Below are 25,705 nucleotides of genomic sequence, written 5' to 3' on the forward strand. Positions count from 1 at the left end.
ATGCGATTTCATCTCATCGACCGAATCGAGTCCTGGGAACCCCTGCAGCACATCACGGCTCGCAAACTCACCTCGGTCTACGAGAACGTCTGGCAGCCGTCCGCCACCGGCCCCGTGCTGCCCTTCGGCCTGGCCCTGGAGGCGCTGTGCCAGGCCGGGGCCTGGCTCGTGCTGCTCAGCTCGGCGCACACCAAACGCGCCGCGCTGCTCACCGTCGGCGAGGTCACCATGCACCGCGACGCGGTACCCGGTGACGTGCTGCGGATGACGGCCCGGGTGGTGCACGCGACGCCGGAGGCCGCGGTGGTGGACGGCTGGATCGAGGTCGACGGCGAGCGGATCATGGACGCCCGCAACATCATGTGCGCCCTCATCGACGCCGACCGGCTCGACGACCCGGCCGACACCGAACGGATGGCACGCCACCTGCTCGGCGAGGAGCTGGTCGGATGAGCACCCCGGCCGGACGCCGGCGGGTGGTGGTGACCGGCGTCGGCGCGGTCACCCCGCTCGGCGTGGACGCGCCGTCCACCTGGGACGGACTGGTGGCCGGGCGCAACGCCATCGGCCCGCTGACCACCTTCGACTGCACCACCTTCCCGGTCCGGATCGCCGGGCTGGTCCCGGACTCCTTCGATCCGGCCACCGCGATCCCGGCCGCCGCCGACCGGCGCTGGGTGTCCCGGCCCGGCCTGTTCGGGCTGGCGGCGGTCGGCGAGGCCCTGCGCTCCGCGGGCCTGGCCGACGAGCAGCCCTATCCGCCCTCGGATCGCGGCGTGGCCATGGGCGCGAGCGTGGGCCGACCCGACCTGGCGATGGTGCTGCGGGTCTCCGAATTGCGTTCCCGTACAGGGCAAGCCGACGCCTTCGTGCGGCCCGCGCCGTCCGCGACCCTGACCGGCAATCAGAACCTGGCCCTCAACGCCATGGTCCGGTTGATCGGCGCGACCGGTCCGATGGTGGGCATCCACACCGCCTGCGCCGGATCCGGGCACGCCCTCGGCGAGGCCTTCCGGCTGATCCAGGAGGGCGACGCCCGCATGATGGTGGCCGGCGGCTACGACTCGCTCACCACCTGGGCCGACATCCTCGGCTTCGGGCTGCTGGGCGCGATGACCGACCGCTACAACGACAATCCCGCCGCCGCCTCGCGCCCCTTCGACGCCGACCGCAGCGGGTTCGTGATCGGCGAGGGCGCGGTGTCCTTCGTCCTCGAGGACCACGACTCCGCGCTCGAGCGCGGCGCGCCGATCCTGGGCGAGCTGCTCGGCTACGGGTCCACCATGAACGCCTGGCGGATCACCGACTCGCCGCCGGACGGAGCGGGCGCGATCGAGGCGATGGAATCCGCCCTCACCGAATCCGGTTTGGGCGCCGCCGATATCGACTACATCGCGGCGCACGGCACCAGCACGCCCGGCAATGACGTCTCCGAGACCCGGGCCATCAAGAAGGTGTTCGGCGACGACGCCTACCGGCTGGTGGTGTCCTCGCCCAAATCCATGGCCGGGCATCTCACCGCCGGGGCCGCGGCCCTGAACCTGCTGGCGGCGCTGGGCGCGATCCGGGACGCGGTGGTGCCGCCCACCCTCAATCTCGACACCCCGGACCGGGCCCTGGATCTCGACTACGTCCCCCATCGCGCGCGCCGGATGCCGGTGCGCGCGGCCATGATCAACGCCCTCGCGTTCGGCGGTTCCAATACCTGCCTCGTGGTGGGCGCACCCCCGCACACCCCCGAGCTCAGGGAGCAGCCATGACCGCGTCCCACCCCGCGCCCGCCGACCTCCCGGCGGCGGGCATCGGCACCCCGGGATTCGATCGAATCCTGGTGGTGGAACCCGGCGTTCGCGCCGAGGCCCTGCTGAACGTGACCGGCACCCTGCCGTTCTTCGACAGCCACTTCCCGCGCCGCCCCATCCTGCCCGGCGTACTGCTGACCGAGAGCCTGATCGCGCTGGCCGTCATGGCCGCCGGCGATCCGCTGCTGCGGCTGCGCGCCGCCGACGGGCTGCGCTTCCGGCGCTTCATCACGCCGGGCGATCAGGTGCACCTGACCGTCGAAAGTGTCAGCGCCGGAACCGATCCGGACGAGTCGGTGTGGCGGGCGACCGCCACGGTGAACGGCAAGACCGCCGCCGCCATCAAGAACCTGCGCCTGGCGCGTCGGCCGATCGCCGCGGTGAACGGCGATTCCGCCGCGGCGATCGGTGACCGGGCTGTATCGGCGCCGGTCACGAACGGCCTTGCCGCCGAGGTGCAGTCGTGACCGCGCGGCGCGTGGTGATCACCGGCGTGGGCCTGGTCACGGCGCTCGGTGAGGGCGCCCGTGAGACCTGGGACGCGCTGGTGGCGGGCCGCACCGGCATCGCACCGCTGCGCGCCTACGACCCGTCGCCGCTGCGCACCCGGCTCGGCGCGGAGATCCCCGACTTCGATCCGGGCAAGTTCCTGTCGCTGCGGTCCATGCGCACCTCCACCCGCGGCGACCAGTACGGCGTCGCGGCCGCCACCCTCGCGCTGCGCGACGCCGGGCTCGAGCGCAGCGACCTCGGCCACCGCACCGGGCTGTATCTCGGTGGCAACAAGGACATCTGCCAGCGCGACGACTCCATCGCCGACATGGAGGCCATCCGCGGCGCGGACGGACAGCCGGACATGCGCAGGCTGGGTGAACTGGCCCGGTCGATCGTGCCGCCGCTGGCGTACGTGGAGGGTTTGCAGAACGGCGGGACCTACCACATCTCCTCGCTGTTCGGCCTGCGTGGACCCAATGCCTTCTACGCGGGCGCGGCCGATTCCGGCGCGACCGCGATCGGTCGGGCCATGCGCGCCATCCGGCGCGGGGAGGCCGATCTGGCCGTGGCGGGCGGCTACGACGACGCCACCAACTGGTGGGCCATGGCCAAGCTCGACGGCCTCGGCGTGCTGTCACCTCGAAACGACCTGGACACCAAGGCGTTCCGGCCGTTCGACCGCGAACACACCGGCTCCGTGATCGGCGACGGCGCGGCCATCCTGGTGCTCGAGGACCGCGATCGAGCGCTGGGACGCGGCGCGCACATCTACGCCGAGCTCGCGGGCTACGGCATGGGCAACGACTGCGTACGCCCGCCCGCCTCCGATCCCGGCGGCCGCGGCCTGGTCCGGGCCATCACGGCAGCGCTGTCGGATGCCGATGCGGCAAGCCCGGATTGCGTGTTCTCGCACGGCTGCGCCACCGCGCTCGGCGACACCAGCGAGGTGCGGGCGCTGCGCACCGCCCTCGGCGGGGCCGCCGACCGGGCGGCCGTGACCAGCGTCAAACCCCAGACCGGGCATCTGGTCGGCGGCGCGGGCGCGCTCAATGCCGCCCTGGCCGCGCTGGCCCTGGACTCCGGCGTGGTGCCCGCCACCGCCAATCACGAGAACCCGGCCCCCGGATGCGATCTCGACATCGTCACCGGTGCGGCCCGGCACGCACGACCGAGGGTCGCGCTGGCCCTGGCCCGCGGCCTGGAGGGCCAGGCCGTGGCGCTCACCCTCACCCAATCGAACTGATCGACAGGACTTTCGGCCATGCACGAAACCCATCGTCCGGCGCCCCGGCGCATCGTGATCACCTCGCTCGGCGCGATCACCGCCCACGGCGCCGGCGCGGAGGAACTGTGGCAGCGGGTGCGCGGCGGCGAGGTCGCCATCCGGCCGCTGCGCGAATTCGCCGTCGCCGGACTGCCCGCGGCCATCGGCGGCGAGATCCTCGACCCGCCACGCCCCAAATACGACTACCTGGCCCCGCTGGGCCTCACCGACCCCGAACCGGCCATCGACTACGCGCTCATCGCCGCCGAGGAAGCCATGGCGGGCGCGGGATTGGGCGTACTGGAGGCGGGCGCGACGCCCCGTCCGGACGCGCTACCCGCGCACCGGTGGGGTGTGGCCTTCGGCAGCTGCAACAGCGGGATCCGCAGCGCCGAGAAGGCGGTTCGCCGCGCGGTCGACGCCGGGCGCACGGTCGGCGCGGACGAACTGGGGCTCGGCGACGACCGGCACCTGCTGCTGGTGTCACCGCAGTTCTGCGCGGAGGCCCTCAGCGCGGCATTCGGCCTGAAAGGTCCGGTGCTGTCGGTCAATACGGCCTGCGCGTCCAGCGCCCACGCCCTGGCCCACGCCGTCGAGCAGATCCGCGCCGGACGCGCGGACGCCATGCTGGTCGGCGGCAGCGACGCGCTCAGCGAGATGGCGTACTACGGCTTCAACAGCGTCGAATCGCTGTCCTCGCGACCGGCGCGGCCGTATTCCCGTGACCGCGACGGCCTCTCGCTCGGCGCGGGCGCGGGCATGATGGTGCTGACCTCCGCCGAGGTGGCCCTCGCGGCCGGGGCCCCGATCGTGGCCGAGGTGCTCGGCTACGGCATGTCCGCCGACGGCTACCACGCCACCGCCCCGCATCCGCAGGGCGCGGGCGCGGCGCGGGCCATCCGCGCCGCCATCGACACCGCCGGGCTCACTCCCGCCGACGTGCCCTACATCAACGGGCACGGCACCGGGACCCCGAAGAACGACTCGGCCGAGAGCAATGCGGTCCGCGCCGCCCTCGGCGACGCCGCCCGGGATGTGGTGCTGAGCAGCACCAAATCCATGATCGGCCACCTGCTCGGCGCAGCGGGGGCGGTCGAAGCCATCGTCACCATCCTCGGCCTGCGCGACGAGATGATCCCGCCGACAGCCGGTTTCGCCGAGACCGACCCGGCCTGCGGGCTCGATCCCGCGCCGAACCAGGCCCGGGCCCTGCCCATGCGGGTCGCCGCCTCGAACAACTTCGCCTTCGCCGGGGCCAACGCCTGCGTCGTGTACGGGCGGCCCGCCGAAACCCACGGCGAGCTCGTGTCCGTCGCGGCCGACGTGGTCGACGAGGTCGTCGTGACCGGGATCGGCGTGCTCATGGGTGCGGCAGCGGACGCCGAACAGCTCTGGGCCGCATGGCAGGCCGGGGCCGGAGTCGCCGAGTCGCACCGCGGGTTGCGGGTGGTGCGAGTGGGCACCGATCCGGGGGCGACCATTCCGGCGAAGGCGCGGCGACGCATGGACCGACTCGGCCAGTTGGCCGTGGCGACCAGCGAGCAGGCGCTCACGGCGGCCGGGCTCACCGCCGACGAGAGCGTGGGCGTGGTGCTCGGCACCGGTGTCGGGCCGATGAGCAGCATCTCCCGGTTCTTCGAGCCGACGGTGCTGGGCGGTCCGCTGCAAGGAAATCCGGCGATCTTCCCCAATACCGTCTTCAATGCCGCCGCCGGGCAGGTGGCGATGGCGCTGGGCGCGAAGGGGCCGACCTCGACGCTCACGTCGGGTCACGCCGCGGGCGCGGCCGCGCTCGGCACCGCCTTCGACCTGCTGCGGGCCGGACGCGCCGACGCCGTCCTGTGCACCGGCGCGGACGAGCTCTCGCCCTACGCGCTCGACGCCTACCGGGGAGCGGGAGTGTTCACCGGCCGTCACGGCCGCGAATTCCAGCTCGCCGAGGGCAGCGTCACCCTGCTGCTGGAACGGGCCTCGACGGCGCGGGCCCGCGGGGTCACCCCGCTGGCCGGGCTCGCGGGCTACGCCACCACCTGCGATGCGCTCGGCATCGCGCGCTGGGATCCGCGCGGGCACGGGGTGGAGCGGGCCATGCGCGAGGCCCTCACCGCGTCCGGGATGAAACCGGAAGACGTGACCGCGGTCTGGACCGGCGCGGCGGGGCTGCCCGCGGTGGACGGTCCCGAGCGCCGGGCCGTCGACCGGCTCGGCCTGAACCCGGCCTGCGCCCGGCACGAGCCGAAGCGGGTGCTCGGCGATCCCATCGGCGCGGGCGCGCAGCTGGCCGCCGCGCTGGCCATCACCTCGTGGGCGCACGGCGCGGACCACGGGCCGGTGCTGGTCAACGGCTCGTCGCTGGGCGGCACCCACACCAGTTTCGTGCTGACCCACCCCGCGGCCGCACCGCGGTGACCCGACGCATCCACCAACTCGTGAACGCACACCTCGAATCGTGAACGGAGACACCATGCCGAACCTCGACACCCGCCACGTATCGATCCTGTCCACCGGCTCCTACCTGCCCGGCGACCCGATCGACAATGCCACCCTCGAGCGCCTGTGCGGGCCCATGCCCGCCGAGGTCCTCGACAACATCCAAGTGCGGCAACGGCATTGGATCATCGACCCGGCCACCGGCCGCCACACCACCGGTACCTCCGCCATGGCCACCACGGCGGCGCGGCGCGCGCTGGCCCGCGCCGGCATCGACCCGGCGGAGGTGGATCTGCTGGTCATGTCCTCCGCCAGCCCCGAATATCAGCTGCCCGCTGTCGTCACCTACGTGCAGGAGCAGCTCGGGCTCGCGCACTGCGCGTCCATCGAATTCCGCGCCGCCTGCACCGGTTTCGTGCAGGGCCTCGACTACGCGCGCCGCCTGCTCGCCGACGGCACGTACCGGACGGCCGTCGTGATCGGCGCGGAATCCATTTCGCCGCTGCTGGTTCCGATGTACCTCGGCATGGACCCCGAGCTGGTGCGCATGCGCGACCGGCTGGTCATCAACTCCTTCGGCGACGGGGCCGGGGCGGTCGTGCTGCGCGCCGGCGAACCCGGCAGCGCCGACCCGGACGGTGAATTCCGTTTCGCCACCGCCTGTCTCGGCGGCGACCGCAAGCCCGGCATGCAGATCGTCGGCGGCGGCACCCACGAGCCGGTGTTCGATCAGGCCAAGCGCAAGCGCCTGGTGGAGATGAAGCTCGACGTGAACGGGACCGCCACCTTCGGGCCGCAGGTGTTCGTGGCGGGTATGAAGGACATGCTGGCGCGCACCGGGCTCACCGTCGCCGAGATCGACGCCTGCGTGCTGCCCGAGGGCAATGCCGACTACTTCACCGCCGAATTCGACGCCGCCGGAGTCTCTCCCGAGGACCAAGCGGTGCTGGCCAAGAACATTGTCGAGAACCTCGCCACCGTCGGCGCGACCGGCTCCGCGGCGGTACCGCTGGCCCTCGACGACGGCTGGGTCCAGGGCCGGGTCCGGCCCGGCGACCAGGTGCTGCTGCTCGCCGTCGAGGCCAGCCGCTACCTCTACGCCGGTCTGTCGCTGCGCTGGGAAGCCCCGTTCGCCGAATCCGCCGAGGTGATCGACCATGTCGCCTGATCACGTGTTCACAGCCGAGGAGAACGCGCGCATCATCCGCCGCGTCTTCGACGAATTCGTCAACCAGGGCGACTTCTCGGTGGTCGACGAGATCTACTCCCCCGACATGGTCGACCACCAGCCGCTGCCCGGCGCGCCCGACGGCACCGCAGGCGTCAAGTACACCATCGCCGGTCTGCGCGAAGGCTTCCCGGACCTGCACGTCACCATCGAGGCGCTCAGCGCGCACGCCGACTACGTGGTCATCCACAACACCTGGCGCGGCACCTTCACCGGCGAATTCCTCGGCATGGACCCCACCGGCGAGGCCGTCGAGTTCAAGGGCGTGGTGGTGTGGCGGCTGGCCGACGGCCTGATCCACGAACGCTGGGGCATCGGCGTGGAATCCGCCATGCTCGAGGCGCTCGGCCTGGGCTGGCTGGTGTCGGGTGCGCTGGGCCGCAAGGGCCGACGCCGCAAGGGCGGCGGCATGGACCTCGCGGAACTGGCGGCCACCGTGTCGTCCCTGACCGACGCGGCGGCCCCGACCGAAGCGGGCCGGCCGTGACGCAGCGGCCACTGACGGTACTCATCTCCGGCGGCGGCATCGGCGGCCTGGCCGCGGCCCTCGCGCTGCGGCAACGCGGCCTACGGGTGCGGGTCTTCGAACGCGCCACCGAACTGCGCGACGGCGGTGCGGGCCTGCATATCTGGACCAACGGCACCATCGCGCTGCAACGCCTCGGCGTGCTGGGCGAAGTGCTCGAGACCGCACCGATCCAACAGATCACCCACTTCGGGACCTGGCGCGGGGACCTGTTCGGCGCGTGGCCGGTCGGCGGGTTCATCGAGAAGTACGGCTGCCCGACCATCGCGGTCGAGCGGTCGGTGCTGCACCGGATCCTCAGCGCGGCGGTCACCGCCACCGGCGACGACGCCGAGATCCGCACGGGCGCGGCCGTCGTCGGCTTCGAACAGGACGACACCGGCGTCACGGTCGAGCTGTCCGACGGCGACCGGGTCCGCGGCGACGTCCTCATCGGCGCGGACGGCATCAACGGCATGGTCCGCAACGGACTGCTCGGCATGGCAAGGCCGCGCTACACCGGCTACATCGCCTGGCGCGGCAAAGCCGAACTGCGGCACGAGAAGATCCGGCCCGGCACCTTCTACGCGCTGTTCGGCCCCGGCACCCGATTCACCTTCTACGACGTCGCCCCCGGCGTCGTGCACTGGATGAGCGTGGCCAACGGCGCACCCGGCGGCCACGACGACGGCGACCCCAGAGAGCTACTGGCGCAACGGCATCGGGGCTGGATGGCCCCGGTCGAAGAGATCCTCGCCGCCACCCCGCCCGAGGCCGTCATTCGCGGCGACGTGCTCGACCGGGCCCCGGACAAGCGCTGGGGCGCCGGCCGGGTCACGCTGCTCGGCGACGCCGCCCACCCCATCACCTTCAATATCGGTCAGGGCGCGTGCCAGGCCCTCGAGGACGCCCTCGTCCTGGCCGAGGAACTCGACACCACCGACCCCGCGACCGCGTTGCACCGCTACGAGAAACAGCGCCGCGCCCGCACCGCCGGACTCCAGAAAGTGGCCTGGCGCATCGGCCGCCTCGGGGCGGTGGAGAACCCGCTGCTCATCCGGCTGCGCGAACTCGGCATGCGGCTGGTGTGGCCGTGGCTCGTCTTCCGCATCGCCGAACGCGACCAGATCGCCTACGCCACCCGCTGGCGCACCCCCGAACCGACCGCATCACTGCAGAAAGACGGTGTCTGACATGAAGCAATCCCAGACCGAGGCCGACTTCTTCGGCGACTTCGCCGAATCCTGGTGGGACGACGACTCCGCCATGAAGGGGCTCACCTCCTTCCAGCGCCCGCGCTTCGAGTACTTCGACAGATTCGTCCAGGACTGGGCGGGCAAGAAAGTGCTCGACGTCGGCTGCGGCGGCGGATTCACCACCGAATACCTGGCCGGGCGCGGCGCCGAGGTGAGCGGGATGGACCCCTCCGCCCGGCTGGTCGCCGCCGCCCGCGCGCACGCCGAATCGACCGGCAAGAACATCGAGTACTCCGTCGGACGGGCCGAGGCCCTGCCCTACGCGGACCACACCTTCGACGTCGTCACCTGCGTGGACGTGCTCGAGCACGTGGACGACCCGGCCATGGCGGTGCGTGAGATCGCGCGGGTGCTCAAGCCCGGCGGAATCTTCTGCTACGACACCATCAATCGGACCCTGCTGGCTCGCATCGTGATGATCTGGATCCCGGAGTACATCACCGGCATGGTGGCCCGCGGCACCCATCATCACCACCAGTTCATCAAACCCGCCGAGCTGGCCCGCCACCTCGACGCCGCCGGGCTGACACCGCTGGCCAAGCAGCGCGGGCTGACCATCCTCGGCAAGAAGCGCGACGGCAACCTGATCATGTTCACCACCGCGGACCTGTCCTCCACCTATATCGGTGCGGCGGTGCGCTCGTGAAGGCGGTCTTCTACCGGCGCTACGGCGACGCGTCGGTCCTCGAATACGGTGAGCTGCCCATCCCGAAGATGGCGCTCGACGGGGTGCTGCTCGACGTGAAGGCCGCCGCGGTCAACCCGATCGACTGGAAGGCCCGCGAGGGCTACCTGGATCCGTTCGCCGACACCGTCTTCCCCATCATCCCGGGCGCGGACGTGTCGGGCGTGGTGCGCGAGATCGGCATCGGCGTCAACGAATTCGCGGTCGGCGACGAGGTCGTGGGCTGCGTGCGCGAGGACTACCTGAGCCGCGGCAGCTTCGCCGAGGTGATGCCCGCGCCGGTGCGGGCGCTGGCGATCAAACCGCCGAACATGGGCTGGGCCGAGGCCGCCGCCATGCCGCTGGCCGCGCTCACCTCCTACCAGGCCCTGGTGCGGGTGCTCGACGTGCAGCGCGGGGAGACCGTGCTGGTGCACGGCGCGGCCGGTGGCGTCGGCAGCGTGGCGGTGCAGATCGCGGTGCACCTGGGTGCGCGGGTGATCGGCACCGCCAGCGAGCGCAATCACGAATTCCTGCGCGAGCTGGGCGCGGAACCGGTGAATTACACGGTGGGACTGGCCGATTCGGTCCGCGCACTCGCCCCCGACGGGGTCGACGTGCTGCTCGACGCGGTCGGCAAACGCATCCAGCGCACCGTGCTGCCGCTGCTGGCCCCGCACGGCCGGTTCGCCTCCGTGGTCGATCCGAAGGCCCGCGAACTCGGCGGCTCCTACGTCTTCACCCGGCCCGACACCGGCGACCTGCCCGTGGTCGCCGCGCTCGCCGCCAAGGGCGTGTTCCGGGTGCCGGTCGGCGCGGTCTTCCCGCTGCCCGAGGCCGCCGGCGCGCATCTGCTCAGCCAGGGCGGACACGCCCGCGGAAAGGTCGTGGTCGCCGTGGACGAGGCCGCCTGCCAGGAGGAAAACCCTTACGATGAACGGTAATTCGATGCTGGCCCACCGCCGTGTGCAGGGCATGGTGCGGCAGATGGCCTGGTCGCAGGCGCTGGCCCGGATCGCCATCGGCACCGGCATGCTCACCCAGCCCGCCACGGTCTCCAAATCGTGGTCGGGCGAATACGACGACAACGCCTCCTCGCTGCCCACCCGCGCGTTCGGCACCCGCGACGTGGTGATCGGGCTCGGCACCGTGTGGTCGCTGCGGCGCGGGCACCCGGTGCGGCACTGGTTCGTGCTCGGTGTCGCACTCGAACTGGTGGATGCCACGGTGACGCTGAACAAGCGCGGGCGCCTCGGCGTGACCGGGCCGCCCGACACCTGGGAGTTGCTCACAGCAGCGGGATTGGCCGGCGGAATTCTGGTAGCCGCGGCGTTGCGGGAGTAGCGAACCCCTACCGCCCCATAACCGATCACAACGCGCGCCGGGCGAGAACTGGCCATCGCCACAATCACATTTCAGTGAAATGTCTTGCACCACACGGTGCAACATAATGTTCACGACAATTTGGGACGATCACCACTACCGACGCCGAGGTGGAGAATCGGCGGCAGCCGTTCTCGCCCTTGGCCATTCGCCGAGGATTTGCTAATGGAAATTCTATTCCAGTCAGCCATAGGTATTTCAATTCTGACGACCGCGGTCGTCTACGGCACCGATTTTTTCTGCGCCCTGGTGCTGCGGACGGCCTTCGCCCGCATCGACGACCGCGCCCTGGCCGCCGTCACCGGCCGGATCCACGAGGTCGCCGACAAACGCATGCCGATCCCGGGCGCGGTCGGCGTGGTCGCCGCAGTCGTGGCCACCGGCCTGGCGTTTCTCGACGGCAAGACCGCCGCGGGGGGCTTCGCGGCACTCGCCGTCGCCGTCCTGGCCGTCTGGCTGGGCATCTACGCCCGGATCAGCGCGCCGGTCAACAAGCAGCTCACCGCCGCGGTCATCGCCGACCGCGTCCCCGCCGACGTCCGCGAGATGCAGCGCACCTGGGACAGCGTCATCGTCGTCCGCGTCGTCCTGCAGGGAATCGCCCTGGTCGCACTCTTTCTCGCGGCGCTGTCCATGTAATGGGCTGCGCCGCAACCAAACCAGGGGGGAAGTTAGGCGTGACAATGATCCAGTTCAAGCTCCTGGGCCCGATACAGCTCCACGTGCACGGCAAACCCGTCGACCTCGGGCCGCCCCGGCAGACCAGCCTGCTGGCCGCACTGCTGGTGGATTCGGGCCGGCCACTCTCCATCGACACGCTCATCGACCGCGTGTGGGGTGATTCCCCGCCGGTCGCCGCCCGCGACGCCGTCTACACCTACGTCGCCCGGCTGCGGGGGGTGCTCACCGAGGCCACCGCCGGGCACGGCGGCCCGCCCGTCCAGGTCAACCGCGGCTCCGGCGGCTACACCCTGTCCACCCCACCGGATTCCGTCGACCTGCGGCACTTCATGGACCTGGTGGACCGGGCCCGCGCCACCGACATCGACGACCCCGGCCGCGTCGAACAACTCGCCGCGGGGCTGAACCTGTGGAACGGCAGCGCCATGACCGGACTGGACAGCGAATGGGCCCGGCGACTCAGCGACTCGCTGCACCGGCTCAAGCACGAGGTCACCGCCGACTGGGCCGACGCCGAGATCCGGCGCGGCAACCATTCGCTGGTGATCAACCGGCTGCACACCGCCCTGCTCGAGGAACCACTCGTGGAAGGGTTGCAGGAGCGGCTGATCCGCGCCTACTTCCTCAACGGCGAGACCGCGCAGGCGCTGCGGCAGTACGAGCTGGCGCGGCGGCTCATCGCCGACGAACTCGGCGCCGACCCCAGCCCCGGCATGCGGGAACTGCACTGCCAGATCCTGCGCGGCGACCCGCCCACCGTCACCCTCGGCATCGCGCCCGACATGGTGCCGCTGGCCCCGCTCGGATTCAGCGGGCGCGACGCCGAACTGGCCACCCTCACCGGCATGCTCACCGACGAGCCCTCCCCGCGCCCGGTCCTGGTGACCGGCGGCGCGGGCGTCGGCAAGACCGCGCTGGTGCTGCAGGCCGCCGACTTCCTGCGTGACCGCTTCCCCGACGGGATGCTGTACGCCGACCTGGCCGAGGTACCGAACACCACCACGGAGACGGTGCTCGGCCGGCTGCTCACCGCGCTCGGCCTGCCCGCCGACGCCATCCCCTCCACCCTCGCCGAACGCGCCAACCTCTACCGGGCGCGGCTGGCGCGGCGGCGCGTGCTGGTGATCCTCGACAACGCCGTCACCGAATCACAGATCATCCCGCTGCTGCCCGCGGGCGGATCCAGCACCGCGCTGATCACCAGCCGATTCGCTCTGGGGCTCACCACCGTCCGCACCTACGTCCTGCACGAGCTGTCCCGCACCCAGGGCCTGCAGATGCTGGTCGCCACCGTCGGCCGGGCGCGGGTGCTGCCCGAATGGGAGGACGCGGGCAGCGTCGCCGACCACTGCTCGGGCATCCCGCTGGCCCTGCGCGCCGTCGCCTGCCGCATGTCGGCGCGACCGCACTGGACCTTCGCCCGCATGCTGGCCCGGATCAGCGACGAGCAACGCCGCCTCGAAGTCGTGTCCTACCAATCCCTCGACATCCGCGCCAGCCTCGACCTCACCTTCGACCGGCTCGACAGCACCGCCGCCGGCGTCTTCCGCGACCTCGGCCACCACACCTCCGCCGGAACCGAATTCATCGCTCCCGACCACCCCGAACTCAGCGCCGACGAGGTCGAGGACGCCATGGACCGGCTCGTCGACGCCTACCTGCTCTCCGAGGTCGGCCGCGACGACGCCGACCGCGCCCTCTACCGAATGCTCGACATCCACCGCATCTACGCCAAGCACCTGGGAGACTGACCATGCCGCGTTCCGTGCAACACACCACCCCGTACCCGTACAGCGATATCCAGTTCCACCGCGCCCTCGGCTCCCGGGACTACTGGGAACAGCGCATCCGCGAAATCGACGGCGCCGACGCCGAATTGGCCGCCTTCGAGGTCACCCCGAACCGCACCCTGGTCACCGTCAACACCGTCATCCCCGCCTCGTCCCTGCCCGGCCCGGCCGCCAAGTTCCGGCCCGACGGCGTGCGCTACACCTACAGCGAGACCTGGTCCGAACCCGCCGACGGCATCGCCCGCGGGCGGATGGACGGGCAGATCCAGGGCATGACCATCAAACTCGGCGCCGACCTGGTGCTGCGACGCACCGACGACGGGTGCGAATTCACCATGTCCGGGCAGATCGAAGCCCGGGTTCCCCTGATCGGCAGGCTCATCGAAGCCGATATGGGCAAGACGTTCACCAGCACCGCGGCCGCCATCGACGAGTTCACGATGAAGTGGCTGGAGAACGCGGCATGAGCCTTCCCGTTCTCATCACCGGCGCGACCTCGGGGCTCGGCCTCGAAACCGCGAAGATCCTCGCCGCCAAGGGTGTTCCCCTGATCCTCGGATGCCGTGACACCGAGCGGGCGGAGGCCGCTCGGCAGCGGATCCGGGAACACGCGCCCACGGCCCAGGTGGAACTGCTGGAACTGGAACTGGCGTCGCTGGATTCGGTCGGGGCGGCGGTGGAAACCCTGCACCGCCGGGAACAACCGCGGCTCGGCGCGATCGTGTGCAATGCCGGACTCCAGATCGTGGACCAGGTGCGCAGCTCCGAGGACGGCTATGAATTGACCTTCGCCGTCAATCATCTCGGGCATTTCGCGCTCGTCACCGGATGCGCGGACCTGCTCGACGCGGGATCGCGGGTCCTGGTGGTGTCCAGCGACGTGCATCAGGGACCGCGCAAATCGATGGGGTTCCCCGCGCCGCGGTGGCGCGCACCCCGCGAACTCGCCACTCCCGGTGCGGGTTCCGGACGCGACGGGCGGGTCGCCTACGCGACCAGCAAGCTCGCCAATGTGTACTTCGCCTACGAACTGGCCAACCGGTGGGGCGATCGCGGGATCACCGTCAACGCCTTCGACCCCGGGCTGATGCCGGAAACCGCTCTCTCCCGGGGCTATTCGGCGCCCGCCCGGATCGGATTCCGGTTGCTCGCGCCGGTGCTCATCCGGGTCATGCCCATCGCCCGCACCGTCGCCCGCTCGGCCGCCGACCTGGCCTGGCTGATCACCGGACCCGACCTCGCCGACACCACCGGCAAATACTTCACCGGCGCGACCGAAGTACCCAGCGCGCCCGAGTCCTACGACCCCGAGCGGGCCGCGGAACTGTGGCAGATCTCCGAGGACCTGGTCCGGACCGCGCGACGGGTGCCGCCCGCCGAACGGCGGTGATCGCGCGTGCTGCTCGCCATCGCCCACTTCGCCCAGCGTCGCGCGCGTGCCGTCCTGGTGCTCGCGGGGCTCGCCGCCATCCTGTGCTACGCCATCGGATGGTCGGCGCCGATGCATCTGAAATCCGGCGGGTTCCAGGCGTCGGACTCCGAATCCACCTGGGTCGACCGGTATCTCGAAGACCACTTTCCCGGGGCGGCGCCGAATGTCGTGCTGGTGCTCACCGCGCCCGACGGGATCGACACACCCGCCGCCACCACGGCGGGACAGCGGATCACCGATGAACTGAAGGCGAACCCGGATCTCCAAGGGGTGCAGTCATATTGGAGCGTCCCCACCGAGATGCGCACCGCGCTGCGCAGCACCGACCGCCACAGCGCGGTCCTGGTGGCCTACGCGCGCGGCGACGACACCGCCGCACCGAAACTCGCGGGCGCCCTGGCCGACAAGTACAACGGCGGCCAGGACGGGGTGCAGGTCCGGGCCGGCGGTGAGGCCGTCGCCCTCGCGCAGATGAGCAAGCAGGTCACCCTCGACCTGGTACTCATCGAATCCATCGCGATCCCCCTGGCGGGCATCGCGCTGGTGCTGGTGTTCGGCAGCCTCGTCGCGTCCATGCTGCCGTTGCTGGTCGGCGTGGTCACCATCGGCGCGGCGCTGGCCGTGCTGCGGGTGCTGGCGGCGGTCGGCGACGTCTCCATCTTCGCGCTCAATATGACCACCGCACTGGGGTTCGCGGTCGCGCTGGACTCCAGCCTGTTCATGGTGAGCCGATTCCGGGAGGAGATCGCGGCGGGCTCCGACCCCGTCGACGCGGTGGCCCGCACCGTCCGCACCGCCGGGCGCACCGTGCTGTATTCCGGTCTGACCGTGGCGCTTTCGCTCGCGGCGCTGCTGGTGTTCCCGCTGTACTTCCTGCGGTCGTTCGCCTACGCGGGACTGGCGGTGCTCGCCGCGGCGGTGTTCACCACACTGCTGGTGCTGCCCGCGGCGCTCGCGCTCATGGGCACCCGGGTCGAGGCGCTCGACGTTCGGCAGTGGCTGCGCCGAAGACTCGGGCGGCCCGACCCCGTCCCCCAGCCGGTGGAACGGGACCGGTGGTACCGCTTCGCCATCGGCGTCATGCAGCGGCCGGTCCTCGCCATCGCGGCCGTCGTCGCGGCCTTGCTGCTGCTCGGGGCGCCGTTCCTCGGCGTGCGGTTCGGGTGGGCCGACGATCGGGTGCTGGCCTCCGGCTCCAGCCGGGAGGTCGGCGACGCCTCCCGCACCGGGTTCTCCGAGAACCTCACCGCGGGCATCCTCGCCGTCCTGCCCGACACCCACGGGGACACCGCGCGCGTGGCCGACTACGCGCGCGCCCTGTCCCAGGTCCCGGGCGTGAGCTCGGTGCTGTCCAGCGGCGGCGTCTACGCCGGTGGCCTGCCGGTCGCCGGGCCGCAATCCGTCATGGCCGGGGACTCCGGAACCTACCTGCGCATCGGAACCCGACTCGACCCGTACTCCGCCGCCTCGACCGAACAACTCGACCGCCTCCGGGCGGTTCCCGCCCCCGGACCGGTGAAATTCGGCGGCCCCGCCGCCCGCAACGCCGACTCCGTCCACGCCCTCGGCGCACGAGTCCCGTTGGCACTGGCCCTGATCGCGATCTCGATGTTCGCCGTCCTGCTGATCTTCACCCGCAGCGTCGTGCTCCCGATCAAGGCTCTCGTCCTCACCGTGCTGTCCCTGGCAGCCACCTTCGGAGCCATGGTCTGGATCTTCCAGGACGGCCACCTCTCCGGCGTCCTGGGCTTCACCCCCACCGGATACCTCGTCCCCACCATGCCGATCCTCATGTTCTGCCTGGCCTTCGGCGTATCCATGGACTACGAGGTGTTCCTCCTGTCCCGAATCCGTGAGGAGTACCTCGAATCCGGCGAGACCGGGCGTTCGGTCGCGGTCGGCATCGCGCGCACCGCACGAATCTTCACCGCGGCAGCGGCGCTGCTGGCCATCGCCTTCGTGGGCATGGTCTTCGCCCACGTCTCCTTCGTCCAGCTCTTCGGCCTCGGCCTCACCCTGGCCGTCCTGGTCGACGCCACCGTGATCCGCACCATCCTGGTCCCGGCCCTGATGCAGACCATGGGCCGTCTCAACTGGTGGGTGCCCGGACGCGCGAAAACCGCTGCGCCCGAACCGGTATCCACCGACGCCCGCTGAGCCCGGCTGCCGGTCACGCTCGGCGTGACCGGCAGCCCCATGGGACGAGACCGGGGCCATCCGGCCGTGAAATAGGGTTGATGGCCGTGGGTAAGCCGAATCGCAAGCACCGAGCCGCCAAGTTGCGTGCGCAACTGGGTGACGTTCGCTTCCTGACCGGCGAGGGCGACCAGCCGACCGCGCAGGGGGTCGGGAACGCCGTGCTGGCGGCCGCGATGACCGCGGCGCGGGTGGGCGCGGGGAGTAAGACGGCTCGGGGAGATTCCGGGATCGCGGGGCGGTTCGCCGACGAGGTCGCGGCGAGCGGGCTGCCGGATCACATTGTCGGATCCGGGGTACACCTGGCCGGGCGGCACGTCATTCGGCGGGTGTTTCAGCACGGGTGGCTGCCGGGGGATGTGCACGAGGCGGCGACACGGCGGGTGGACGAGTTCGCGGCCGGGTTCCTCGTCGATGTAATGGCCGATCATGTGCGGCCCTTCACGGCCGAGACCATGGACGAGACGTGGGTCGAGCAACTCGACGCCATCGAGGCTCGGGTCTGGTGGTCGGACTCGGAACCGTTCTTCGGGCAGTGGGCGGCCGAGCACATGCTGACCTCGCGGGAAGCGATCACGACCGTGGTCGAGGCGCTCGCCTTGCTGTTTCTGCTGCCGGAATTGGAGCTGATCAGACCGTTGCCGGGCAGTGCGCGGCCGCGGGCCGGGGTGCATCACCACGTCGACGAGAAGGTGCTCGGGCGGGTGCGGGGGTTGCTCGCGAAAGCCGAATCGACCTCCTTTCCCGAGGAGGCCGAGACCTTGTCGGCCAAGGCGCAGGAGTTGATGACCAAGTACGCGCTCGATCGGGTGCTGGTCGATGCCGACACCTCTGCTCCCGATCTGCCTGGGGCGCGGCGGATCTGGCTCGACACCCCCTATGTCGACGCGAAGGCGCTGCTGGTGGACGTGGTCGCCAAGGCCAATCGCAGTCGCGCCATCGTGGCCTCGGAGTGGGGGTTCGTCACCATCGTCGGGGACGACGCGGATCTCGAGGCCATCGAGTTGCTCACGACCTCGCTGCTGGTGCAGGCCACCCGGGCGATGATCGCGAGCGGACAGGACACCCCCGACGACGGGGCGCGCAGCCGGATCTTCCGGAAATCGTTCCTGGTCGCCTACGCCACCCGCATCGGGGAGCGGCTCGCGGCGGCCACCGCGGCCACCATTGCCGAATCACCCGACTCCGAACGGCTGCTGCCGGTGCTGGCCTCCCATCAGCTCGCCGTCGACGCGGCCTTCGACGCGCTGTTTCCGCAGGCCCGCAATCGCGGCATCACCATCCGCAGCGCCGAGGGCTGGGACGCGGGACGGGCCGCCGCGGACCGCGCGCAGCTCGACGCCCGGCGGCCGATCGGCCGGTAATCAGTACTACGATCCTGCCGGTCGGTCTCGAATCCATGACGGCGCGCGCGAACATCGCAAGAACACGTTACAGTCCGGCCGTGAAATATCTTGTGGGATGCGCAATGGCCCTGTCGTTCGCGGCGACGGGTTCACCGGTAGCGCAGGCGGATTCCGCACCGACGTGTACCGACACCCCGAACTCGTACACCGCCGGCTGGCAGACCGGATGGGCGTCGTACCAGGCCTCGGAGAAGAGCGGATCCTCCGGTTCCGCCTCACGCACGGTCGACCTGCCGATCACCATCAACGCCCCGATCGACAAGGTGTGGACGGTCTACTCGAACCTGCGCAACGATATCGGCCGCCACCCGTTCCTCAAGGACATCATCACCCACCGCACCTGCAGCGACGGCGTCAGCACGACCATCGATTTCACCGCGCTGGAGAACGTCCCCATGGGCTCGGTCGACTACCCCGCGAAAACCCAGGCCGAACAGCGCCTCTTCCCGGCCGACCGGTACTACCTCACCGACAGCTACGACACCCCCGGTGTCATCACGCATCAGAAGGTGACGTTCACCGACAACGGCAACGGCACCACCGCGGTGAACGAACACATCACCTTCAGCTGCAACCCCCTGCTGCTCAACTTCACCGTCAGCAACGGCGTCTCCTCCCACCAGGCGTACCAGGCTGCACTGAAGCGGGACATCGAGAACGGCACGCTCTGACCGCCACGCGGCGTCGCCACCGAAAAGGCCCGGTCCTGCTGGACCGGGCCTTTCTCATGCGACGCCGCGGGACGCCTTTCTCCGAGCCTCTTCCTCAGAGGCACCAAACCAAGTCTGCGGATCCCGGCAACGGGATGGTGAAACAGATGCCGACCGATCCGTCCACGGGCGTAGCCTGCGGTTCGCTGGCCGACGCCGCCGACGCTCCAGCGAGGCCCAGCGACAGCATGATTGCAGTCGCGGCTACGGTCCCGGCGATTCTTGCTTTCATTTGATCAACTCCTTGCACCATTTTCCGAGGAAGGACTTCCTCTTCAACGTTAGCTAGCAGTTTCCTCAGCCGTAACTGGTGACACCGACCCTGAATAGTGGTGGACACTCGTCAGTACCTCCACTGGGGATCACACGAAGCGGAGCGGGCTCACTTCTGAGCGGAACGGGCACCGCGCCGCCGTGGCTGCATCCGGTGCAGGCGATACCAGGCCAGCGCGAGGAAGATCGCGGCGAGACCGGCGAGGACTCCCATATCGAGCAGCCAGGTGCCGATGGTGTGTTTCCACAGCGGGTCCGGCCCGCCCTCGTGCGGCGTGATGGTGTCGAGGTCGATGCTGGCCGCTCCGGCGCCGTAGCCCCAACGGGACGGCGACAGGAAGGACAGCTGTTGCAGGACGGGCGTGCCGGGCAGCCGCACCAGCCCGCCGGTGAGGACCAGTTGCGCCATCGACAGCACGATCAGCAGGGGCAGTGTCTTTTCCGAGGTGCTCACCGAAGCCGATACCAGCAAGCCCAACGTCAGCGATGCGATGCCCAGCATCGCCATCGCCAAGATCAACTCCAGCTGGACCGAAGTGAATATCCCGCTCGGCGGGAAGCTCGTGCCGATAGTGCCGATCACGAACAATACCGCCGCCTGAAGGATGGTGATCACACCCAAGACCAGCAGTTTCGACATCAGATAGACCCCCGCCGACAGTCCTGCCGCGCGTTCTCTGCGGTAGATCGTCTGTTCCTTGACGATCTCGCGAATCGCGTTGCCGGTGCCGACGAAGCAGGCACCGAAAATCAAGATCATGAGCTTGGTGGAGGCATCTTCGTTGGTTCCCGGCGCCCCGGTGAAACCCGCGCCCGCCGGCACCGCGGCGATCAAACCGCCCAGCAGCAGCGGCATCGCGCCGAGTAGCGCCAGATAACTGCGGTCCGAGGCGATGACCGCCAGATACCGCCGGCACAGGGTGCTGAGCTGGCTGAGTTTGGACTGCCGCGCGGGCGGCGGTACTGCCGGTGTGTGTACTTCCGCCGGTCCGATGTCGTTGGTCGGCGCGACATCGACGTAGTGCTCGAAGCGCGGGGAGTTCCGGAACTCACCGGCCCAGTCGCGGTCCTCGTCCCGGTCGAATGCCTGGAACACCTCGGCCCAGGTGCGCTGCCCGAACTCCTGCAATCCCTCTGCGGGCGGTCCGTAATAGGCGAGCTTGCCGCCGGGCACCAGCACCAGAAGGCGGTCACAGGAATCGAGATTCGCCACGCTGTGGGTCACGACGATGACGGTCCGCCCGTCGTGGGCGAGTTCGGACAGCATTTCCATGACCGTCTTGTCCAGGCCGGGATCCAGGCCGGAGGTCGGTTCGTCGAGGAACAACAGCGACGGTTTCGTCAGCAGTTCCAATGCGACGCTGACCCGTTTGCGTTGCCCGCCGGAGAGCCGATCGATGCGGGTGTCGGCATGCCGCGTCAAGCCGAGTTCGTCGAGGACTTCGTCGACTCGCTGCTCGCGCTCCTCACGGGCGGTGTCACCGGGGAAGCGCAGCTCGGCCGCGTAGAGCAGGGCGCGTCGCGTCGGGAGCTGGTTGTGCAGGATGTCCTCCTGCGGAACCAGTCCGATCCGGTGTCTCAGCTCGTCGTAATCGGTGTACAGGTCGCGGCCGTCGTAGCGGACGGTCCCCTCGGTCGCGGGCCGCATCCCGGTGACCGCGCCCAACAGTGTCGACTTGCCCGCTCCGCTGGGTCCGATGACCCCGACGAGTGAGCGCTGCGCGATGGGGAAGGTCACGTCGTCGAGCAGCACTTTGCCTTCCGGTGTCCGCACGATCAGGTTCTGGACACAGACCGAGATGTCACCGGTGTCGACGGACTCACGCAGTTCGTTGCCGACGAGCCGGTAGGTGGTGTGTCCCATACCGATCAAGTCGGATTCGGACAGGTCCGCGGTCTCGATCCGGTGGCCGTTGACATAGGTGCCGTTGTGACTGTCGAGGTCGACGACTCGATATTTGCCGTCGGCGATCACCTGTAGTTCGGCGTGATGGCGAGACACCATGAGGTCGGCCACGACGATGTCGTTGTCGGCGGCTCGTCCGATCCGGAGCGTGCCCGAGACGATCCGTACCACCGCGGTGGGCTGGGTGGCCGGAGGCGACGTCCGCGACACTCGGCGGGGCAGGCCCGGCTCGAACAGGGTGACTGTGGCTTCATCGTCCAGGTCATAGCCAGGATTGGGGACGACCATCGTGTCCCCACCGAAGTCGTCATCGGGTTCGGGCTCGGGGGCGGGGTTGGGTGATTCCAGCGAGCAGGCCAGCTGCGCACCATCTTTGGCATGCCCCAGCTGGAACGTCTCGTCGTGGTCGATCAGCATCCGCTCGACGCGATGGCCCTCGAAAAAGGTGCCGTTCAGGCTGTGCGCGTCCTCGATTTCCCAACCGTTCGATCCGCGCTCCAGCACAGCGTGCACGGCCGAAACACGCGGATCGGTGACATGAATATCGGCGGTCGGATCGCGGCCGATGTTGTACACACCCCCGGCGCGCAGCCGATAAACGTGTTCTCGCGTCTGCACCACGAGAACAGGCGACTCCGGAAATTCCGTGGAGGACCGCACATCCGCCATAACGGGAGTATACGACCCTGCCGAACTGCCGCGGCGAATGCTGACGGGGTTCGAAATACCAATGCGAGTGAATCCGAAGCAAGATCGAAGCCGAATACTTCTCAACTTGTTTCATGCGCCGAATTCCGTTACCTCATATGCGAGCTCACCGGGGGCGGCTACTGCGGCTTGAGCTTCGAACCGTAATACGTCAGTACAGATTCCTTCGTCACCACCACGCCCGTCAGCATCAGGATGGGATACATGCTGGGTCGGTATTGGATGAACTGGACTGGCTTGTTGTCGCGAACGAACAAGTAGTACCCATCCGATGGGCGGTCGGACATGGCAGACGTGGGGGGCAGGCCCTTCCAGCAGTAACCGGGCGTCTGGGCGCGGGAATTCAGTTCGGCCTGGTTCGTGTGCTCGCCGACATCGACCATCCGATCCCACTCGTCGGACCAACCCGCGGCGTGGGTGATATCGAGAACAGGGATCGTCTGCTTGTTCTCCTGGGCCTCCAGCATCTTCTGATAAAGAGCCTTACTGGAGCCCAGCGGCTGCGCCGCGCTCGAAGCACCGAAGTCGAAGGTTCCGCGACTACAATCTCGCGACTCCTGCTCCTGCACATGCGATTTCGGCGGTCCGGCCACTCCACACGAAGCAACCAGCCCAACCAGAGCGGTCGACAGTGCGGCCCGCATGAGCGTCCTCATCGGCGTCCTCATTTCGTCGCTGGTAGGGGAATGCCGACACCGGGACCCACGATCGTCTTATCGGTCGGGGTGTCTCTGCTCCATGCGAGCTGTGGCGACTTCCCGTCGGGACCGGCCACGATCACGACGGCCTTGCCGTTGTCGATCGTATCCAGCACCTGGGCACGGAGAGTGGCGTCGTCGGTGTTCTTGTCTTGCCCGATGTCACGGCCGAGATGGTTGTTGTAGAGATCCATGGCTTCGCGGGCCGCCACGTTACCGCCGGTTTTCTCGTGCGCGGTCGTGTACCTATCGGTCCAGTCGGCACCGAACTCCTGCGTCATCCGGGCGTTCCAGTACATGTGGCGGGCAGCGTCGCCCTTGCCGTCCTGCGATATATACGACCACCGGCACGCGGTCACCCGCGAACTCATCAAGTACATCGTCGATCCGAACGAGCGGCTCGACACCGATCTGTTCGTCGAGGCAGTCGAGATCCTGAAGGCCATCAAACGGTTTTGGGCAGGCATCGTGGTGTACACGACGATCGACAACCCGGCGGAAGTCGATCTGGATGAGGTTTTCACGCTCGACATGATGGTACTGCAGCAGTGTGTGGACGCAGTGATCGAGGGGCCACGGGAACGCGCCGGCGAGTAAGAGCGACCGAAATTACTGCGCGCGCCGACGCATACCCTTGTCACTGAAGCCGACTGCTCTTGTCGGGGCGGTTCCCGAGCCTGGACTCCCACGTGAATACGGTCGCATGTCCAGCAGTTCCAGGCGGCGATCGAATTCCGGCGTCGCCCGGGGACTGCGTGGTGCTCCGGTTATCGTCGGCGGCCACGCGGTAACCGCCGCGCAGGTCCGTTGCGTGGTCGTCCGGCTGGCAGACACCGGCTACACCGGTGCCACACGGTTGAATCACAGGCAAAGAGGTACGCTCGAGTTGCTACAGGTTTGTTGGCGGATAGCGCCGACTCTCGACTGTCTGGCCTGGCTGAATCGACGAGGGTGGGGTACCAGCTCGGGCGGGGGTTGGATCGCAGGCAAGTACACCGTTTGCCAGTCGGGTGGTCACGGGACGACATAATGGACGACACGTCAGTTGGTGGCAGAGACACCACCTCAGCGGAGGTGTTCGGGCGCTATCGGCTGTTGTCGCTGCTGGGGCACGGTGGCATGGGCCAGGTGTGGCGGGCGCATGATTCGCTGACCAACCGGGTGGTGGCGGTCAAGGTGTTGCCCGAGCGCTTCGCCGATGACGAGGAGCTGCGCGAACGGTTTCGCCGGGAGTGTCGGGCGGTGGCGCAGTTGGCCGAGCCGCATGTGATCCCCATCCACGATTTCGGCGACATCGACGGTCGGCTGTATCTGAACATGCGCTTGATCGAGGGCACCGACCTGCGCGCGGTGATCAGCCGAGAAGGGGCCTTGTCGCCGCGGCGGGCAGTGGCGATCTGCGTACAGGTGGCCGCCGCGCTGCAGGCGGCCCACGACGTCGGGCTGGTCCATCGCGATGTCAAACCCTCCAACATCCTGCTGGGGGCCGATGAGTTCGCCTACCTGATCGACTTCGGGATCGCCCACGCCACCGATGACCGGACGCTGACCACGGTCGGCGAGACCCTCGGCACCGTCGCCTACATGGCGCCGGAGGAGATCACCGCGGAGGTCAAGGCCGATGCCCGAGCGGACGTGTACGCGTTGACGTGCGTGCTGTATCAGTGCCTGACCGGCCAACCACCGTTTACGAGCGCAGCGGGCGTGCAGGGTGTGATCGCCCATCACCTGCATACCCCGCCGCCACGACCCAGCACCATTACGCCCGATGTACCGGCTGCGTTCGATGCGATCATCGCCAAGGGAATGGCCAAAGAGCCCGACGATCGTTACCAGACAGTGCGCGAGCTGGCCGCGGCCGCCCGCGCCGCGGTGGGCGATTCCGCGGTCGGCACCACCGTGGCCGTGGCAGCGCGCCATGGGCGGCGAATCAGATTGTCGCCCAAGACCGCCGGGCTGCTCGCCGCCGCGGTCGCGGTTACTGTGGTGGCCACCATCATCGGCGTCCGCCTCGGATCAGGCGGTGGCAACTCGCCCACGCCTATCACCGCGGGCTACTCGGCACAGACTCCACTGCCGTTCACCGGCGTCAGCTTGCCCACCGATGTGGCTGTCGACGCGGCGGGCACTGTGTACGTCACCGACATGGGTAACGATCGGGTGATGAAATTGGCGGCGGGCGCATCCACGCCGACCCCGCTGCCGTTCACCGGCCTGAATAATCCCCAGGGCGTGGCGGTCGACACGGTGGGCAACATTTACGTCACCGACACGAGTAACAATCGGGTGATGAAATTGGCGGCGGGCGCATCCACGCCGACCTCGCTGCCGTTCACCGGGCTCAAGGATCCCCAGGGTGTGGCGGCCGACACGGCGGGAAACGTGTACGTCAGCGACCGGGGTAATGATCGGGTGGTGAAGCTGGCGGCGGGCGCATCCACGCCGACGCCGTTGCCGTTCACGGGGCTCCAAGACCCCCACGGGGTGGCGGTCGACACGGCGGGAAACGTATACGTCACCGAATTGAGTACCGAGCGGGTCCTGAAATTGGCGGCGGGCGCGTCGACGGCGACCTCGCTGCCGTTCACCGGGCTCAAGGATCCCCAGGGTGTGGCGGTCGACGCGACGGGAGACTTGTACGTCGTCGACTGGGGTAATCAATGGGTGGTGAGGTTGGCGGCGGGCGCATCGACACCGACCCCGCTGCCGTTCACCGGCCTGAAGAATCCCCAGGGTGTGGCCGTCGATAGGGCGGGAAACGTTTACATCACCGACCAGGGCCCCGATCCGGTGGTGAAACTCCCGGTCGGCTGAGCCCCCCGTTCCGCGTTGAATGATCACCGAAGTGCGGTGCATGTCCCCGGCCGTACCGGCTGGG

General features: G+C 69.3%; 23 protein-coding genes. 20 read left to right on the forward strand and 3 right to left on the reverse strand.

What is annotated here, in order from left to right:
* From ABZ382_RS10170 to ABZ382_RS10255, 18 genes are all read left to right on the forward strand, one after another.
* On the forward strand, positions 1–453 hold the full coding sequence (locus ABZ382_RS10170) for a hypothetical protein (RefSeq protein ID WP_357086481.1): 453 nt from the start codon (positions 1–3) through the stop codon (positions 451–453).
* Positions 450–1,760: a beta-ketoacyl-[acyl-carrier-protein] synthase family protein gene (locus tag ABZ382_RS10175; RefSeq protein ID WP_357086483.1), complete on the forward strand. Its 1,311-nt coding sequence runs from the start codon at positions 450–452 to the stop codon at positions 1,758–1,760. The genes ABZ382_RS10170 and ABZ382_RS10175 overlap by 4 nt, the downstream gene beginning before the upstream one ends.
* A complete protein-coding gene (locus ABZ382_RS10180) occupies positions 1,757–2,269 on the forward strand; it encodes a hypothetical protein (protein WP_357086485.1) in 513 nt (170 codons plus the stop codon). Before ABZ382_RS10175 ends, ABZ382_RS10180 begins: the two co-directional genes overlap by 4 nt.
* The gene (locus tag ABZ382_RS10185; protein ID WP_357086487.1) at positions 2,266–3,540 is read left to right on the forward strand and encodes a beta-ketoacyl-[acyl-carrier-protein] synthase family protein; all 1,275 of its coding nucleotides are present in this window, start codon (positions 2,266–2,268) and stop codon (positions 3,538–3,540) included. Before ABZ382_RS10180 ends, ABZ382_RS10185 begins: the two co-directional genes overlap by 4 nt.
* Before the next feature lie 18 nt (positions 3,541–3,558).
* On the forward strand, positions 3,559–5,970 hold the full coding sequence (locus tag ABZ382_RS10190; protein ID WP_357086489.1) for a beta-ketoacyl-[acyl-carrier-protein] synthase family protein: 2,412 nt from the start codon (positions 3,559–3,561) through the stop codon (positions 5,968–5,970).
* 55 nt (positions 5,971–6,025) lie between these two features.
* Positions 6,026–7,159 carry a 3-oxoacyl-[acyl-carrier-protein] synthase III C-terminal domain-containing protein gene (locus ABZ382_RS10195; RefSeq protein ID WP_357086491.1) on the forward strand — a complete coding sequence of 378 codons (1,134 nt, stop codon included), beginning with the start codon at positions 6,026–6,028 and terminating at the stop codon, positions 7,157–7,159.
* Positions 7,149–7,706, forward strand: coding sequence for an ester cyclase (locus tag ABZ382_RS10200; protein WP_357086493.1), 558 nt, complete (start codon positions 7,149–7,151; stop codon positions 7,704–7,706). The genes ABZ382_RS10195 and ABZ382_RS10200 overlap by 11 nt, the downstream gene beginning before the upstream one ends.
* On the forward strand, positions 7,703–8,917 hold the full coding sequence (locus tag ABZ382_RS10205; RefSeq protein WP_357086495.1) for an FAD-dependent monooxygenase: 1,215 nt from the start codon (positions 7,703–7,705) through the stop codon (positions 8,915–8,917). The genes ABZ382_RS10200 and ABZ382_RS10205 overlap by 4 nt, the downstream gene beginning before the upstream one ends.
* A 1-nt stretch (position 8,918) precedes the next feature.
* The gene (ubiG, locus tag ABZ382_RS10210; RefSeq protein ID WP_357086497.1) at positions 8,919–9,626 is read left to right on the forward strand and encodes a bifunctional 2-polyprenyl-6-hydroxyphenol methylase/3-demethylubiquinol 3-O-methyltransferase UbiG; all 708 of its coding nucleotides are present in this window, start codon (positions 8,919–8,921) and stop codon (positions 9,624–9,626) included.
* A complete protein-coding gene (locus tag ABZ382_RS10215) occupies positions 9,623–10,588 on the forward strand; it encodes an NADP-dependent oxidoreductase (RefSeq protein ID WP_357086499.1) in 966 nt (321 codons plus the stop codon). Before ubiG ends, ABZ382_RS10215 begins: the two co-directional genes overlap by 4 nt.
* On the forward strand, positions 10,578–10,988 hold the full coding sequence (locus ABZ382_RS10220; RefSeq protein WP_357086501.1) for a hypothetical protein: 411 nt from the start codon (positions 10,578–10,580) through the stop codon (positions 10,986–10,988). The genes ABZ382_RS10215 and ABZ382_RS10220 overlap by 11 nt, the downstream gene beginning before the upstream one ends.
* Positions 10,989–11,192: 204 nt before the next feature.
* On the forward strand, positions 11,193–11,666 hold the full coding sequence (locus tag ABZ382_RS10225; RefSeq protein WP_357086503.1) for a DUF1772 domain-containing protein: 474 nt from the start codon (positions 11,193–11,195) through the stop codon (positions 11,664–11,666).
* Between the two features lie 44 nt (positions 11,667–11,710).
* Positions 11,711–13,459 carry a BTAD domain-containing putative transcriptional regulator gene (locus ABZ382_RS10230; protein WP_357087322.1) on the forward strand — a complete coding sequence of 583 codons (1,749 nt, stop codon included), beginning with the start codon at positions 11,711–11,713 and terminating at the stop codon, positions 13,457–13,459.
* 2 nt (positions 13,460–13,461) lie between these two features.
* Positions 13,462–13,965, forward strand: a complete 504-nt coding sequence (locus tag ABZ382_RS10235) for a DUF2505 domain-containing protein (RefSeq protein ID WP_357086505.1) — start codon at positions 13,462–13,464, stop codon at positions 13,963–13,965.
* Complete coding sequence (locus ABZ382_RS10240) at positions 13,962–14,888, forward strand: SDR family NAD(P)-dependent oxidoreductase (protein ID WP_357086506.1); 927 nt, start codon at positions 13,962–13,964, stop codon at positions 14,886–14,888. The genes ABZ382_RS10235 and ABZ382_RS10240 overlap by 4 nt, the downstream gene beginning before the upstream one ends.
* A gap of 6 nt (positions 14,889–14,894) precedes the next feature.
* The gene (locus ABZ382_RS10245) at positions 14,895–17,087 is read left to right on the forward strand and encodes an MMPL family transporter (protein WP_357086508.1); all 2,193 of its coding nucleotides are present in this window, start codon (positions 14,895–14,897) and stop codon (positions 17,085–17,087) included.
* Positions 17,088–17,173: 86 nt separating this feature from the next.
* Positions 17,174–18,490, forward strand: a complete 1,317-nt coding sequence (locus ABZ382_RS10250) for a DUF2786 domain-containing protein (protein ID WP_357086510.1) — start codon at positions 17,174–17,176, stop codon at positions 18,488–18,490.
* Positions 18,491–18,570: 80 nt separating this feature from the next.
* Positions 18,571–19,203 (forward strand): hypothetical protein, encoded by a 633-nt coding sequence (locus tag ABZ382_RS10255; protein ID WP_357086512.1) that lies wholly within the window; start codon positions 18,571–18,573, stop codon positions 19,201–19,203.
* Positions 19,204–19,624: 421 nt separating this feature from the next.
* Here ABZ382_RS10255 and ABZ382_RS10260 read toward each other — a convergent pair whose 3' ends face one another.
* Genes ABZ382_RS10260 through ABZ382_RS10270 form a run of 3 tightly spaced genes read right to left on the reverse strand, consistent with a single transcriptional unit; the run spans position 19,625 to position 23,126 of the window.
* On the reverse strand, positions 19,625–22,195 hold the full coding sequence (locus ABZ382_RS10260) for an FHA domain-containing protein (RefSeq protein ID WP_357086514.1): 2,571 nt from the start codon (positions 22,193–22,195) through the stop codon (positions 19,625–19,627).
* A 53-nt stretch (positions 22,196–22,248) separates the two neighbouring features.
* Complete coding sequence (locus ABZ382_RS10265; protein WP_357086516.1) at positions 22,249–22,785, reverse strand: hypothetical protein; 537 nt, start codon at positions 22,783–22,785, stop codon at positions 22,249–22,251.
* Between the two features lie 8 nt (positions 22,786–22,793).
* Positions 22,794–23,126, reverse strand: a complete 333-nt coding sequence (locus ABZ382_RS10270; RefSeq protein WP_357086518.1) for a hypothetical protein — start codon at positions 23,124–23,126, stop codon at positions 22,794–22,796.
* Between ABZ382_RS10270 and ABZ382_RS10275 the strand changes: the two genes are divergently transcribed.
* Both ABZ382_RS10275 and ABZ382_RS10280 read left to right on the forward strand, forming a co-directional pair.
* On the forward strand, positions 23,125–23,424 hold the full coding sequence (locus ABZ382_RS10275) for a hypothetical protein (RefSeq protein ID WP_357086520.1): 300 nt from the start codon (positions 23,125–23,127) through the stop codon (positions 23,422–23,424). The genes ABZ382_RS10270 and ABZ382_RS10275 overlap by 2 nt on opposite strands.
* Positions 23,425–23,856: 432 nt before the next feature.
* On the forward strand, positions 23,857–25,641 hold the full coding sequence (locus ABZ382_RS10280) for a serine/threonine-protein kinase PknD (protein ID WP_357086522.1): 1,785 nt from the start codon (positions 23,857–23,859) through the stop codon (positions 25,639–25,641).
* Positions 25,642–25,705: the final 64 nt, after the last annotated feature.

Origin of the sequence: Nocardia sp. NPDC005825 (assembly GCF_040630175.1) — a bacterium.
Taxonomy (GTDB): domain Bacteria; phylum Actinomycetota; class Actinomycetes; order Mycobacteriales; family Mycobacteriaceae; genus Nocardia.

What these genes read in the sequence shown, in the direction of transcription:
- ABZ382_RS10280 (WP_357086522.1), top strand. Translation starts at nt 23,857, where the DNA reads ATGGACGACACGTCAGTTGGTGGCAGAGACACCACCTCAGCGGAGGTG.
- ABZ382_RS10270 (WP_357086518.1), bottom strand. Translation starts at nt 23,126, where the DNA reads ATGTACTGGAACGCCCGGATGACGCAGGAGTTCGGTGCCGACTGGACC.
- ABZ382_RS10170 (WP_357086481.1), top strand. Translation starts at nt 1, where the DNA reads ATGCGATTTCATCTCATCGACCGAATCGAGTCCTGGGAACCCCTGCAG.
- ABZ382_RS10275 (WP_357086520.1), top strand. Translation starts at nt 23,125, where the DNA reads ATGTGGCGGGCAGCGTCGCCCTTGCCGTCCTGCGATATATACGACCAC.
- ABZ382_RS10240 (WP_357086506.1), top strand. Translation starts at nt 13,962, where the DNA reads ATGAGCCTTCCCGTTCTCATCACCGGCGCGACCTCGGGGCTCGGCCTC.
- ABZ382_RS10220 (WP_357086501.1), top strand. Translation starts at nt 10,578, where the DNA reads ATGAACGGTAATTCGATGCTGGCCCACCGCCGTGTGCAGGGCATGGTG.
- ABZ382_RS10265 (WP_357086516.1), bottom strand. Translation starts at nt 22,785, where the DNA reads ATGAGGACGCTCATGCGGGCCGCACTGTCGACCGCTCTGGTTGGGCTG.
- ABZ382_RS10180 (WP_357086485.1), top strand. Translation starts at nt 1,757, where the DNA reads ATGACCGCGTCCCACCCCGCGCCCGCCGACCTCCCGGCGGCGGGCATC.
- ABZ382_RS10235 (WP_357086505.1), top strand. Translation starts at nt 13,462, where the DNA reads ATGCCGCGTTCCGTGCAACACACCACCCCGTACCCGTACAGCGATATC.
- ABZ382_RS10225 (WP_357086503.1), top strand. Translation starts at nt 11,193, where the DNA reads ATGGAAATTCTATTCCAGTCAGCCATAGGTATTTCAATTCTGACGACC.
- ABZ382_RS10175 (WP_357086483.1), top strand. Translation starts at nt 450, where the DNA reads ATGAGCACCCCGGCCGGACGCCGGCGGGTGGTGGTGACCGGCGTCGGC.
- ubiG (WP_357086497.1), top strand. Translation starts at nt 8,919, where the DNA reads ATGAAGCAATCCCAGACCGAGGCCGACTTCTTCGGCGACTTCGCCGAA.
- ABZ382_RS10230 (WP_357087322.1), top strand. Translation starts at nt 11,711, where the DNA reads ATGATCCAGTTCAAGCTCCTGGGCCCGATACAGCTCCACGTGCACGGC.
- ABZ382_RS10195 (WP_357086491.1), top strand. Translation starts at nt 6,026, where the DNA reads ATGCCGAACCTCGACACCCGCCACGTATCGATCCTGTCCACCGGCTCC.
- ABZ382_RS10190 (WP_357086489.1), top strand. Translation starts at nt 3,559, where the DNA reads ATGCACGAAACCCATCGTCCGGCGCCCCGGCGCATCGTGATCACCTCG.
- ABZ382_RS10200 (WP_357086493.1), top strand. Translation starts at nt 7,149, where the DNA reads ATGTCGCCTGATCACGTGTTCACAGCCGAGGAGAACGCGCGCATCATC.